This is a genomic window from Coprococcus comes ATCC 27758 (genome assembly GCF_025149785.1).
Lineage (GTDB): Bacteria > Bacillota > Clostridia > Lachnospirales > Lachnospiraceae > Allocoprococcus > Allocoprococcus comes.
In genome coordinates, this window is record NZ_CP102277.1 from 3,137,669 (window position 1) to 3,152,025 (window position 14,357).

The following is a 14,357-nucleotide window of genomic DNA, read 5'->3' on the forward strand; positions in this document are numbered from 1 at the left end:
CTTATATTGCTTTTATCTTTCTCTCAATTGATTCATCTTAAATATAAAATACCTTAACGCTCTCTCTTTTTGCTTCTTTCCACTATTTTTATTTATTGATTTTGACTTTCTTTGATTCTGCGTATGATTTTTCTTCGTATTTGTTTTTTGATGTGAAAATGATGCCACTATACCTGTTGTAGTCAAACTATTTCCCATTCCAAAAATGCCTGTTGATATTTTATTCACTACTATAGGTATATCTGACTTCACTCCTATTAATGAACTAACACTTACAGCCGTACATACTATCGTCATTCCACCTTTCCATAATGCTGTTTTCAAATTATCTCCACAAAATAAACTATAAAAAGTAGTTCCCACTCCTGATATAAGAATACTAGCTACTGTTGCATAAAAATTATTTTTTATGCAACCACCAACGAAACCAGCTGCGGCAGCAATTACCAAGTCTCCAATTCCAAACTCCTGTCCCGTTGCCTTTGCCGCAATATAACATGTCGCCACGTTTGTTACCATTCCGAGTACACCAAGCCCCACTTGAGCTACTGTAATCACAAACATCCCAGCATCATCCCGATACATCACTGGATTATCATCACAGTAAGCATACAGATTCTTCTCCGTCAGCTGCTCTGGATCCTTCGTCAGTACACTCGCATCATCTGCATTCAGGAATCTTCTCACCTTCGGGTCGTAGTATCTTGTCTGCAGATAATACAGTCCCGTCTCCTGATCGTAATAGTAGCCTCTGTACCGCAGCGGATTGATCTGTGCAAGACCGAATCCTGATGCATCTGATGACACCAGAACTTCTCCCCATGCATCATATCTATATACTACAACCTGGCTTCCTTTACTGTCAACAATCCCGATGATGTCTCCCTGAAGATTGGTCTGGTAGAAATACATTTTTTCCTGATACTCAAAGGCAAACGGTGTCCCTTTCTCATCATACAGGAAGTCCATTCTCTCTCCGCCTTCTTCTTTCTGGGCTATGATCTTATCCCCATCCAGATAGAAGCGGGTTACCTTGTCTCCAACGGTCTTCTGGATTCTTCTTCCGTCATTGTCATAGACGTACTGGCTGAGTGTTCCGCTCTTCTTCAGAGTCTTTAACTGCCGTCCCTTTTCCCAGGTCAGGCTCATTCCCATATAGGAAAGCGGATTTCCCATCGCATCATAGGTTATAGCCTTTCCATTGAAAGAGGTCAACTGATCTTTCCAGTCTGAGTTGTAGGTATAGGTATCCGTGCCTCTCAGCTCTTCCACTCCATTTACCTGATCATATTTCTTGTTTTCCAGAAGATTTCCTCCCAGATCATACGTATAGGTATAAGTGGTTCCTCTGACTGCATCTTCTTCCCGGATCACCTGATTCATTCCATTGTAAGTATAAAGCATATGATCCGTTACCTTTCCTGTATCCAGTGCTTTTGTACAGATTTCCAGAATGTTGCCTCGTCCGTCATATGTGTAAGCAGTCTCTTTTCCATTTTCCGTGATCGTTCCTACCAGTGCTGTTGTGGTTCCTTCTTTTATTCCCTGCACATAAGTATATGTGATCTCCTTCTTTTTGCCGGACGGATAGATCTGTGTTTTCTTCTTGCATCGTCCCAGCAGGTCATATGCATACTCTATACAGGTCTTTCCGTCTATCTGCATGCCATATCCAAGTCCCGGTTTCTGCTGTTTTGCCACGTCTCCGTAGAGATATCTGGTCTGATGTCCGGTTCCGTCCACACGGTACTGCTTCTGTGCCACCCGGTTCTTGTCATCATAGGTGACTTTCACCTTCAATCCATCAGTGGATCTGCTTTCCAGAAGTCTTCCGATCAGGTCATACTGATAGCGGGTTTCCAGCTGTGTCCGCTCATCTTTGTGGACTGCAATATTTCCATAATGATCATACACATTGGTGAAAAGCTTTTCTTCTGTACCGTCTTTATGGATCAGATACTGCCCGGTCAGGCGTTCTTCCGCATCGTAGACATTGCGGAGCGTTTCTCCTGTTGCAAAAGTCAGCCGGTCTTCCAGCCCGTTTTTATTTCGGTAGGTCACTTCCTTCAGGATCTTTCCATTCAAGGTAACACCGGTCTGGTTTCCATATGCATCATAAGCATAACCATAAGTGACGCCATTTCGTGTGATCGTTTTGATCTTATCCTGTTCGTAGGTGTACTGAAGCACATAATCTTTTCCATCTGCATTCTTCTTTACACGGATCAGCTGATCTGTATTTTTGTCATAATCATAGGTGGTCGTATATCCTTCCGCATCCGTAACCGAAGTCAGCAAACGATTCTTTTCATCATAGGCATAGGTATTGCTGTATCCTCTTCCATCCGTGATCTTTTTGACCTGTCTTCCATCGGAAGTATATTCCATCGAAGATTCCATGCGGTCACTGTAGCTTTCCAGGATCCACCATTTATGGGTCGGTGTGCCGGAATGGTCAGAAAATACCAGTTCTGTTCCCGCTGTATAGGTCTGACCTTTTACCGTCAGTTCTTTTTCTCCTGCTTTACAGATTACAAGATATCCGGTTCCTTTTCCTTCTTCGATCTCCGTAAAACCAAACAGCTGGTTTGCCGCACCTGCTGAATATTTCTGGAGGATCAGGGTGTCTGCGGAAGTGGCTCTTGCCAGAACCATTCCAGGTGCGTGAAGCGGCTCCATCGTATAATACTTCTCTTCTCTCTTTTTGAGTCGGAACATCTGATTCGTTTTACAGTTCTTATAATACTGATTTACCCGGTTGCCTTCCACTGTTCCATAATTATGGACATCTATATACTGACCGGAATGGCGCACTCGTACACTTACTACCAGCCCGTCTGCCGGAACATCTGAGACGGTTCCTTCATCTGCCGGTTCAAAGTACCAGCACTGTCCCGGATTATCATCTGCCAATGTACAGCTTGTCACCGGAGTTCTGGACTCGGAACTCTTTTTCTCATTGGTCATACCTTTTTTGTCTGATGTGAATTTTTCACTGATCTGGTAACTTCCGTCACTCTTTGGCTGAAGCTTCCATCTCTGCGCATCGGTTCCATTGTCTGTGAAAATCTGGATTGTGGTTCCATCTGCTGTATTTGCATTTTTCACATCCAGACACATTGCCGGGGCATTCTGCGGCTGTAGTTTAAAGTATCCGTCATCGCAGGCAGTCACTTTCCACTGCTGTGCCTTGGTTCCATTGAACGGGAACAGTTGAATGACTGTTCCGGAATCGGTTCCACCATTCTGTACGTCCAGATAGTTTCCGGATATTTTTTCACGGATATAATAGATTCTCTCGGAAGTAACTGCCCCCAGATGTCTGCCGCCTTCTACACGCATATGGACCGGCTGCCCTTCGTCTGCCACCTTTTCGAGATACCAGCTCTGACCTCCATGGCTGTCGGATGCCGTTATATTTTTCAGTGCTTCTCCGGATGCCGTACTCTTCTTTTCGTTTGCAATGCATTTCTGTGTCCCCGTCAGTTTATTCAGGATTTTCCAGGTGCCGTCACTGTTCTTCTGCATCCTCCATTTCTGGGCATCGGTTCCATTATCGGTAAAGATCTGGATTGCAGCTCCGTCTGCTGTCGATGCATCTTTCAGATCTAACCGCATGTCCGGCGCATTCTGCGGTTCCAGATTCCAGTATCCTTCTTCTGCCTTGGTAATTCTCCATCTCTGAGATACCGTACCGTTAAAGGCAAACAGCTGAACGGTTGTCCAGGAGGATGTCCTTCCATCCCGCACATCCATATAGTTGCCGGAGCTCTTTTCCCGAAGGTAATACAGCTCTCCTTCTGTGATCTCTGTTACCGGGACTCTCTTTGTATTGTATTCAAAAGAATATCTGACACCTTCTGAATTGGCAGCCAGTTTGAGATGATTTTTGTCATCATAACCGTACTCAAAAGATGTCCCGTCTATTTCTCCAAGCCGGGTGAGATTTCCTCGTTTGTTGTAACTGAAGCCGGATTTCTCTGCTGCATCCTTTGCGCCCGACAGGTTGCCTTCTCCATCATATACATAGCTTTCCCCGTCATCGCGTATCAGCTGCACGCCATCATAGTACACCTTATTCATCTGGTTATCGTAATACAGATATACCTGGATCTCTTTATAAGCCTCCTCGGTACGGAATACGCCGCTGACAAACTGCCAGTCAAGAATGTTCGGATTGCAGTTAAAATGATGCCATTTTTCTTTTCCGGATGTGCCGGTTACTTTTACTGACAATGAGAACTTCTTTCCCGGAATACCGCATCCTTTTACCCAGCTGCTCACACTGTAGACTTCATCTTTTTTCCCACTGACATGGACCGTCTGGCTGCAATATAAGCTCTTGTCCCATCGTCCGGAGATCGTTGCGCACCTTCCTTTTCCCGTCACACCGGCAACTCTGGATCCGGTTACATCTCCTGCATAATTCCAGCAGTCCGGCTGACTTGTGCTGCCCAGTTCGAATCCCGGATTTGTGATCAGGTTCAGCTTGTTTGCAGCGTTTCCTGTTTCCAGCTGCGCTCCGCTGACATAGAGGGTTCCTGTTCCCTCAGTGATACCGGCACATACCGTAACACTTCCTGCTGCCGCTAAGGTAAACTGCAGCTGATGGCGTTCCCATCCGTTCTCCATTTCCGGATCTGTCGTTCCGGAGATTACAGAAGCTTCTTCTGTTCTGCTTCCATCCGCCATGAGGATCATTAGACCAGCCCTGCTGTTTTCGGCATTCTCTGTTTTCAGATATGCGGAAAAGGTATAAGTTCCCGTCTCAAGCGTTACATCCTGACAGATTCCTTTTTCAGATTCTGCTCCTGTTTTGGTCAGTTTTGCACTTTTAGTTCCTGCATATCCCTCCGCTTTTGCAATACTGCTTCTGGTTCCGTTCGTCAGATTTTTCTGGTACCAGTTTCCATCCCCGTAAGCACTGTCAAATAATGGATTCTTCAGCAAATGACAGACTGTCTTCTGAACCTTTCCTTCTTTGTCCAGCTTATGGTTCTTGCTTCCGGATGTGTAATAAGTATAATTGTTCGCACAGCCATCCTGATCCATAACATCGGTCGGGCGCCCCATGTTGTCGAAATGATAGGTGATTTTCCGGTTATCTCCGGTCTGTGCAATCTCTCCGTCCAGTCCCGGGGTCTCAAATACAGTAGTATTCCCATTCTCATAGGATACTTTCATCTCCTGTCCTGCTTTATTGCCGGAACCATATTCCGCGATCCGGCTAACCCTTGGTACACGGAAGTCGTTCTTATACTCATACTTAAGACCATATCCATCCGGGTTCGTCACACTGGTTAAACGGTGGCTTGCATCATATCCGAAGCTGCTTGTCCTTCCATCCGGATAAGTAATGGATGTCAGATTGCCTGCACTGTCATATGCATACTTTGTAAGGCGGCCTGCCATATCTTTTACTGCGGATACACGTACCGTATTTCCTGCTGTCTCATACTGGATCTCCAGTCTTGCTCCACTGGAATCCTCCACATAGCTGATCACCTGTTTTCCGGAAATGGTCTGATATACATATTTGATCTGATTTTCATCCAGATCTCTGACAAATCTCAGATAACCGTCTTTTCCAAAGCAGTACCGTACCCTGTCTTTTGTTTCCATGGTTCTCGCATAGCTGTCGTCATACCCGGATTCTACCGTAATCACAAGTCCAAGTCCGTCTTCATCCTTTAACTTATTGCCATCATTTGTGTCTTTATAGAAATAATGCTTTGTGCCGTCTTCATCTGTGTATACATAAGGATATTCTTTGATTCCGGTTGTGTCCAGACGCTGCACACAGCTCAGTCTCCATCCGTATCCCTGTCCGAGATTCGTTCCGGCTTCGCTGGAATTATAAACATGACTGATCTCTGCCTGCATGGCTCCGCCGGTTGTCACTGCATCCTCATGGATCCATACCTGATTGCCGGTAAAGTCATTGGTATGTCCATTTCCCGCACGTCCTGCAGACTGCTCATGGTAGCTCTGATAATCCTCCAGTCCGTTTACATTTCGATAATAAAAGACTCCGCTCGGAAACTGATCTGTTGAAATCTTTGGATAATCCGATGCATAAAATCTGGCAAACGCTGTCTTTGTAAGATCGCTTTCATTTTCATACATACCGCGCAGCATGATTCCATAATTATTTCCCGTATTGTACCACTGTCTTACCAGTCGAGTCACGTCAAACCCGATCGGCGTGATCGTAATCGTATTGCCGTTCTGTACCTGTTTCACTTCTTTATAATCCAGTACATTTCCTGATACAGATGGCTGATTGTGCCAGCGCACATCCTTTTCTGTCCAGTTATTCAGGATCTCATTTGCAACAAGCGGAAGTTTTGCGATTCCATAACTGGAATACTCATACTGCCAGAGATACATGGTCGCTGCATACAGGATAGAACCTTTTCCGATGTCCGGCAGATTTCGGAATCGGAGCAATGACCTGCAGTTTCCAAGTGCAGTTGACTTCCCTGCCACAAAAGAGCCATATGCATAAACACTACTCGGGTCAGCCGAAGAATCCGTTCCGCCTGTAAAAATGTAGGTATCCTCAATATTGGTTTTTGTTTTACTGGTTTCTGTCATCGGATCGATAATAATCGGATAACTTCTGTCATCGGCAAGCAGCCATTCTTTTTCTGCTTTGACAGTAACTTTGCATCCTCCTTCTTCTGCTTCTATAAGCAGTTCCACTTCCTGTGACACGCATCCTTTTGCATCATACATATATGGCTTGTCAAACCAGAAGATTCTCTGATTCTCACTGTAAAGTCCCAGACTGCCGTCTTCTTCCTTCTTCATTTCCATATCTGTATATCTAAGATGGAAGATCAGCTCCTGCTCTGCAGCCTGTGCCGTTTTCAGACGGATATTTTCTTTTAAGCGCTGACTCTGAAGGGTATAATGTACATTCACGCCCGGAAGAATTTCTTCATACATCCCTTCACTTGTCAGATGCTTTACCCCCATCTTCTGCTGGATCTCTTTGACTTCCGGCATATCTTTACTGCCTCCGTCTGCCGGAGTGTCTTCTGAAGCCGGTGGAAGGATGGTAACTTCATCCCCCGTCTCGTCACCTGAACCCTCTGTCGGCTCATCCTCCGGAATATCCTTTCTCCATGTCTCCTCGTAGAGTTCTTCTGGGCCTTTCGGGAATTCCTCTTCAGTTAATATCTGAAAACTGCTTTTTCCTGTTCTTGCCTGCCTTGCGCTTCTTGCCAATACCACATTTTCTTCCATTGTCCATGAAACTTTTTTCCCATCTTTTTCCATGCTTACAAGCGTATTCTCTCCTGTCTGCTTCGCAAAACATACCTGTAAATCAGATGCCTTATTCTGGTAGCACTCTTTTCCATCCTTTGATACTGCTTCCAGCCGGTTATCAATTTCTTCCCATCCACTTTCCGTCTCATAATGAACCGGTTCCGGATAGACCGCCGCGGCAGTTCCTTTTTCAGGCAGCATGAAATGCTTTGTATACCGGTCACGTTTTTCTGTAATTTCCTGTAATACTTTTTCTTTCATAGTCTTCTCCTTCTGATCTGTTCTGATTTGTATTTGAACAATAACATTACAGTCAGAAAACGCGCGTATCAGATATCTTTCTCTCTTTCTCTCTGTCCTGTATCTGTATCGTTCGATGTTATTGTATATCGAACGTACGTTCTTGCTGTCCCCGATTTGTCCCCTCTTTTTATACTATTTTTTTCAGCAGACACGCATAGAATTTTCTTCTGTATCCATAAAAATCTGTCTTTCCAACCGGAATACGTCCCAGCGTATCATCAAATTCCAGATACTCATAGCTTAGATCATCCGTAACACTTTTCAAAAGATACGGTGCCAGTTCTTCACTGCTTTCCCTTGCCGCTTCTTCGATCATTTTGCAGTCTGTCAGATCCTGGCTGTTCCCCCGTTTCTTTTTCTCATCGTATAAAAAACAAAATTCTTTGAGTTCTCTCTGTGTCTGTACGGAAATCCCATAATCTTTCCATGAAATATTTCTTACTCTTATTCTTTTCATCCATATTACCTCACATTCTGTGTCGATTTTATATTTTTGTCACGTTTTGTGTCCTTACTTTTGTTATACAGCCACAGAAGTCATGTGTCAATCCTTTTATTCACAAAACGTGTCATATATCATTTTACTTTTGTCACAATTCGTGCTATTATAGTCATATATGGAGGTAACAAAATGGGTGATTTTCACAATATATTTAAGAATTTAAGAATGCAGAATCATTACACACAGGGACAGATGGCAGATCTGCTCGGCATTTCCCGAAGCGCTGTCAGTATGTATGAAACAGGGAACCGCGAACCAGATCTCGAGACACTTGAAAAGATTGCAAAGTTTTTTAATGTGGACATGAATTATCTTCTCGGCTCTTCAGTTACAGTAACATCCGATAACCCAGAGCCATCATATGAAGATATTGAACAGATGATTGCCCGTGGCAGTCATGGTTTTTCTGCGGCGCAGAAGATGAAACTCATTCAGCTGTTATCTGAAATCGACTTATAGGAGGCTTTGCTTTGGATTGTAACCAGATTCGTAAAGTAGCAGCTAATGCGCTGATTACCTGCAATATCCATTCCTTTCCAATTGACTGCTTTGCTATTTTGAAGCAATATGGTTTTCGTGTTTATTCCTATCTTGAGCTCCAAAAGAAGAAGCCAGAGCTTTATAACTTATGCATTTCCTACTCTCAGGATGCATTTTGTATAAACAGTCTGAACTTAATTGCTTACAACAGCCAGAAATCAGCCAACCGAATCCGTTTTTCGCTGATGCATGAACTTGGACATCATCTTTTAAGACACAGAAATGACCTTCCTTCCAATGAAGATGAAGCCAATTATTTTGCAAGTAATATTCTGGCTCCGCGCATTGCCATGTATTATGCTCATCTGAAATCTGTAAATGAAGTCGGACAGTTCTTCAATCTTTCTTCTTCCGCCGCTTATTATGCTGCACAGGATTTTTCAGAATGGTGTCAGGATGTCCGCCGGAATGGGATGCACTCCTATGATAAAGATTTATACCAGCATTTTTATAATCCTGACTATAAAGGATTTGTCTATTCCATCCGCACCTGTGCATTCTGCGGCGCACGTGTTTATAACTGCCTTGATTTTGAAGCGCACTGCTCCGGTGCGTGTAAACTGCCGGACGAACCGGTTCGCAAAAAAACGCATGCTTTTACACCACTTTCAGATGACGATAGCCGGATACTCAGGCGGCTTGAGAATAAATGGTTATATGATTTTTAATATAAAGAAAACCTGCCACTGGTAGCTTTTTTTGCATGCTAAGGTAATCAAACGGGAGAATGTAATTCACATCAAATTACATTCTCCCGTTATTAATTTCGTAATATCATTTCTGATATTCAGGCAGTATTTTTTTACTCTTAAACGTTAATTTGTGAATACTCGGTAATTCTCTTTTTTATCGTAATCTTTGCGGATCCCGTCATCCTCATACATGGTATAACTACTGTTTTCGTATCCGATAAGCTGCAGATGTTCGGTATCAATATCCTTCACACACTCTGCCGCTTCTGCAACCGGGATACATTTACCATTTCGAATGAAGAGCGGTACTTCATTTGATGCCACATCTACATAATGGATACCTTTCGCGAGAATCTCTTCCGAAATGCTTCCATCCGGCAGAAACTTGACAAATTTCATTTCTTCCGGCAGATAAACATAACGGCCTCTTGCGTTCTGCTCGTAAACCGGAGCAATCATAATCTCGTTTCCGAGCATCAGCTGATCCTCTACTCGGATTGCTCTCTTGTCATCCGGATAAACAAACCCTAACGGCTTAAAATACATGTCATCACTCAGCACAGCTTTCATGTACTCGCTGTACAGATACGGCACAAGACGATATCTAGTGTTAATGACAGCACGGAAATCCTCGATATTTTCGAATTGATAACACTCCTGCTCTCTTGTTCCCGTCGCCGAATGATTACGCATCAGTGGTGTAAATACACCAAGTGCGAGAAAACGAAGCAGCAATTCTCTTGTTGTATCAGCACCAAAACCTCCAAGGTCAGCACCTGTATACAGGAAACCACACATGTTCAGAGACGGCAGCATCTTCAGGTTAAGAAGGATATGTGACCACCAGGATTTATTATCTCCGGTCCAGATTCCTCCATAACGATGCATTCCGATGTAAGAAGATCTGGAAAACATCAGAAAACGTTTTTCCGGGTCAATGCGTTCAAACGCTTCTCCGGCCGCTCTTGTCATATTATAGCCAAAAAGATTATGTACTTTGTCATGGCGGATCTTTTTGCCATCCACATTGTGATAAAATCTTTTATAGTCTTCCGGATTATTTGCAATACTGAGCATCTTGTCCTGCATTTCCCAGGAATGGATCTTGCCTTCGGTATCCTTTGCAAACTCTCCGGCAAGTTCTTTTGCCTCTGCAAGGCCTTCGGAAGAATAAAAGATCGCAGGCTCATTCATATCATTCCAGAAACCTTCTATTCCCTGTTCGATCAGAAAACGATATTTGTCCCCAAACCATTTTCTGGCTTCCGGATTCAGCATATCCGGAAAATGGGTATCTCCCGGCCATACAGCTGCAACGAAATCACTTCCGTCTTCTCTCTTGCAGAAATAGTTGTTTTTGACACCTTCCTCGTAAATCTCATATCCCGGCTCAACCTTGACACCGGCATCAATGATCGGAATCAGGCGAATACTCTGGTCATTCATTTCCTGTACGAATTCCGGAAAATCCGGGAAATTCTCTTCACTCACTGTGAAATCTTTAAATGACTGCATATAGTCAATATCCATGTAAATCATGTCGATCGGAATATGATTCTCCCGATATCCTTTTGCGACAGTACGGAAATCTTCTTTCGTCGTATAACCCCAGCGGCTCTGTCCGAAACCAAAGGCAAACTTCGGTGGGATATAGCTGCGTCCGATTACGTGGCGGAACTGTTTTACGATATCATAAGCATTCTCACCTTCAAGCACGTAGATATCCAAGTCAGCATTTTCGCAAGATACCTTAAGGGTATCCTCTCTGTCATATCCAATATCAAAGGTCAGTTTTGAGGGATAGTCGAAAAATAATCCAAACGTCCTCTTTCCGCTCACAACAATGAAGTTGTGGGCTCCGTACAGAGAACGCTTGTCCTCTGTGTGTACCGGATCATCTGTACAATTACTGATATAACAGTACCCTCTCTTGTTGATTCCACGATTGGCTTCACCCAGACCATAGACAATGTCATCTTCATCCATGATATAAGTAAAAACAAATCCTTCCTCCTGACTGATCTCTCCATACGGGAGAACGCCCTTAGTTGTTTCAATCTTTTCAGTCAGTGCCTCCGTATCAAACGGAGTTCCATATCTATATTTTCTAATCATTTCTTTATCACCTAGTGTTTATAATATAGTACAAATGCTTCATATGGATTCAGAACAATTTTTCCTTCAAATTCTTTTCTTCCAAGGTTTGTGATCAGACACTCTGCGCCTTTAAATTCTTCCGGCACTTCTACTTCTGCATTCTTATCGCTGAAGTTGCAGACAGTCAGAAGCTTTTCCTGATCCTGTTTTCTTGTGTACGCAAAAATCTGTTCATCCTCACGGTAAAGAGGTTCAAATTCACCATAAACAATAATGTCTTTTTCTTTACGCAATCGGATCAGTTTCTGATAGTAGTGGAAAACAGAATCCGGATCTTCAAGCTGCTGTGCCGCATTGATCTTCTTGTAGTTCGGATTCACTTTGATCCACGGCTCGCCCTCTGTGAATCCGGCCTGTTTACTGTCGTCCCACTGCATCGGAGTTCTCGCATTGTCACGGCTTCTCAGCATCAGACATTTCATCATGTGTTCCGGAGTCATAAGACCTGATTCCGTAAACTCTTCAAAGTAATTAATACTTTCAATATCACGGTAATCTTCCAGTTTGTCAAAGTAAATGTTTGTCATACCAAGCTCTTCACCCTGATATACATATGGCGTTCCCTGCATCATATGAATACAGGTCGCCAGCATTTTTGCGGAGGTTTCTCTGTATACCGGATTGTCATTTCCAAAACGGCTGACACTTCTCGGTTGATCATGATTACCTAAAAACAAACTGTTCCACGCCTTACCCTGAAGTTCTTCCTGCCATTTGATCATAATATTTTTGAACTCTTTGAAGTCATATTTTGCAGTCGTCCACTTTCCATAATCTCCGCATCCACTCTCCACATGCTCGAATTGGAATACCATGTTCAATTCATTTCGGTCATCACCCGCATATTTCTGTGCTTCTTCTATTGTGACTCCTGCGGTCTCACCGACTGTCATGATATCATATTTTGAAAGAACTTTTTGATTCATTTCCTGAAGGAATTCGTGAATCCTTGGACCATGTACACAATATGGTCCAAAGTCTCCATAAAGACCGTTATTCATTTCTCCGTCCGGAAATCTCTGATCTTTGGAAATCATACTGATAACATCCATTCGGAAGCCATCGATTCCTTTTTCACACCAGAATTTCATCATGTCATAAACTTCCTGGCGTACTTTTTCATTTTCCCAATTGAGATCCGGTTGTTTTTTTGAAAACAGATGCAGATAATACATCTGAGTTTGCGGATCATATTCCCATGCAGAACCGCCAAATGCTCCGCCCCAGTTATTAGGTTCTTTTCCGTTTACCGGATCTTTCCAGATATAATAATCACGATATGGATTATCTTTTGATTTTCTGCTTTCAATAAACCAGTTATGTTCATCTGAAGTATGGTTGACTACGAGATCCATCAGAATCCTGATGGATCTTTTGTGTGCTTCACACAACAATTCCTCGTAATCCTCCATCGTTCCATATTCTTCATAAATTCTGCGGTAATCAGAAATATCGTAACCATTATCGTCCTGAGGAGATTCCAGCATCGGAGAAATCCACAATACATTTACCCCAAGTTCTTTGAGGTAATCCAGTTTCTGTATGATTCCTCTGATATCTCCCACACCATCACCGTTACTGTCTTTAAAACTCTTTGGATATATCTGATATACTACACTTTCTTTCCACCATTTTTTCTCCATGCCAAATCTCCTCGTTTATAATTGTTTAGTATTATTTAACCGCTCCTGTAACAACACTATTCATGATACCCCATACATCTCAGCAAAATCAAGAGGTTTCTCGCGAAACTATAAAAGACAACAAAGTTTATTTCCTGTTTTTATACAGTTTGCACAAAAACAACCAGACCATTCCACCGGCTTACCTGTATACATGCAAAGTCGAAAAAAGGATCCTGTCATTCCCTGACAGAATCCCTCTTTACCAGATAGACTGGATTTTTTATATTTAATTCGTCCAGTGTCTCTCCCTGAATTAATTTCAGCAGACGTTTCAGCGCCACATGCGCCTTTTGCGGAACATCCTGATGAACCGTTGTCAGTTTCGGTCGAACCATATTTGCGTAGACACTGTCATCATATCCTGTAACAGAAATCTGATCCGGAACCATGATGCCTTCATCAAAAAAGAAATTTATCGCTTCTATCGCATTATAATCTGAGGAAAACGCAAGTGCTTTTGCTTCTAAAAAACGTGGGAGAAGCTCTCTGTATTTTCTGAGACGCAATCTTTTTTCACCCGGAATAATTATATATCGGGAGCGACTGCAGAATCCCCCCGATTTTTCCATCGCCTGTTTGAATCCCATCCACCGATAGTAATCACTGTCTCTCTCCGTTTCCGCAACAAACAATGCTTTCTTATATCCACAGGAATACAGGTATTCTCCGATCTGATACCCTCCCGAATAATCATCTATACCGACATTCTGGAACGTATAAGCACCTTCCGGATAAGCATCGATCAGAATCATTTTCTTGTTTAATCTGCGCGAAAGACTGCGATACTGTTCTTCATTGTAGCCAAGGATAAGCAATCCCTCTACATTCCATTTTGAGGCAATATCCACTACATTCTGAATACTTTCACCGCCAATAAGCATAACATAATATCCATTTTCTTCCGTTTCCATCTGAATCGTTCCGATCAGTTCTCCCACAAATGGATCCTGAAGTGACTGCATACCATGGGCATAAGAAAATCCGAGTACTACACCTATAATTCTGGAACCATGGCCGGAAAGCATCACGGAACCCATATGCGGAACATAGTTCTGTTCTTTAAGAATAGTCGTGATTTTATCAATCGTTTTCTGGGAAACTCTTTTGGTATTGCCATTTATAACATTAGATACCGTAGTACGGCTGACGCCTGCCATTTCTGCAATATCCTGAAGCCGAATCATAAAATCTTCCTCCTTGTCT

General features: G+C 43.0%; 7 protein-coding genes. 2 read left to right on the forward strand and 5 right to left on the reverse strand.

Annotation, left to right across the window (positions count from 1 at the left end; translation table 11 throughout):
• Positions 1-12 precede the first annotated feature (12 nt).
• Both NQ556_RS15370 and NQ556_RS15375 read right to left on the reverse strand, forming a co-directional pair.
• Positions 13-7,536, reverse strand: coding sequence for an RICIN domain-containing protein (locus NQ556_RS15370; protein ID WP_195196690.1), 7,524 nt, complete (start codon positions 7,534-7,536; stop codon positions 13-15).
• 169 nt (positions 7,537-7,705) lie between these two features.
• A complete protein-coding gene (locus NQ556_RS15375; protein WP_022220467.1) occupies positions 7,706-8,035 on the reverse strand; it encodes a hypothetical protein in 330 nt (109 codons plus the stop codon).
• 174 nt (positions 8,036-8,209) lie between these two features.
• On the opposite strand from NQ556_RS15375, the gene NQ556_RS15380 reads away from it, so the two are divergent.
• Both NQ556_RS15380 and NQ556_RS15385 read left to right on the forward strand, forming a co-directional pair.
• Complete coding sequence (locus NQ556_RS15380) at positions 8,210-8,539, forward strand: helix-turn-helix domain-containing protein (RefSeq protein ID WP_008371672.1); 330 nt, start codon at positions 8,210-8,212, stop codon at positions 8,537-8,539.
• Between the two features lie 11 nt (positions 8,540-8,550).
• Positions 8,551-9,288, forward strand: coding sequence for an ImmA/IrrE family metallo-endopeptidase (locus NQ556_RS15385; protein WP_008371675.1), 738 nt, complete (start codon positions 8,551-8,553; stop codon positions 9,286-9,288).
• 147 nt (positions 9,289-9,435) lie between these two features.
• Here the strand turns inward: NQ556_RS15385 and NQ556_RS15390 are convergent, their stop codons facing one another.
• The 3 genes from NQ556_RS15390 to NQ556_RS15400 form a co-directional block, all read right to left on the reverse strand.
• Positions 9,436-11,427: a glycoside hydrolase family 31 protein gene (locus tag NQ556_RS15390; RefSeq protein ID WP_204575706.1), complete on the reverse strand. Its 1,992-nt coding sequence runs from the start codon at positions 11,425-11,427 to the stop codon at positions 9,436-9,438.
• An 11-nt stretch (positions 11,428-11,438) separates the two neighbouring features.
• Positions 11,439-13,112 (reverse strand): glycoside hydrolase family 13 protein, encoded by a 1,674-nt coding sequence (locus tag NQ556_RS15395; RefSeq protein WP_008371680.1) that lies wholly within the window; start codon positions 13,110-13,112, stop codon positions 11,439-11,441.
• Between the two features lie 218 nt (positions 13,113-13,330).
• Positions 13,331-14,338: a LacI family DNA-binding transcriptional regulator gene (locus NQ556_RS15400; RefSeq protein ID WP_204575708.1), complete on the reverse strand. Its 1,008-nt coding sequence runs from the start codon at positions 14,336-14,338 to the stop codon at positions 13,331-13,333.
• Between the last annotated feature and the right edge of the window lie 19 nt (positions 14,339-14,357).

What these genes read in the sequence shown, in the direction of transcription:
- NQ556_RS15395 (WP_008371680.1), bottom strand. Translation starts at nt 13,112, where the DNA reads ATGGAGAAAAAATGGTGGAAAGAAAGTGTAGTATATCAGATATATCCA.
- NQ556_RS15400 (WP_204575708.1), bottom strand. Translation starts at nt 14,338, where the DNA reads ATGATTCGGCTTCAGGATATTGCAGAAATGGCAGGCGTCAGCCGTACT.
- NQ556_RS15370 (WP_195196690.1), bottom strand. Translation starts at nt 7,536, where the DNA reads ATGAAAGAAAAAGTATTACAGGAAATTACAGAAAAACGTGACCGGTAT.
- NQ556_RS15380 (WP_008371672.1), top strand. Translation starts at nt 8,210, where the DNA reads ATGGGTGATTTTCACAATATATTTAAGAATTTAAGAATGCAGAATCAT.
- NQ556_RS15375 (WP_022220467.1), bottom strand. Translation starts at nt 8,035, where the DNA reads ATGAAAAGAATAAGAGTAAGAAATATTTCATGGAAAGATTATGGGATT.
- NQ556_RS15390 (WP_204575706.1), bottom strand. Translation starts at nt 11,427, where the DNA reads ATGATTAGAAAATATAGATATGGAACTCCGTTTGATACGGAGGCACTG.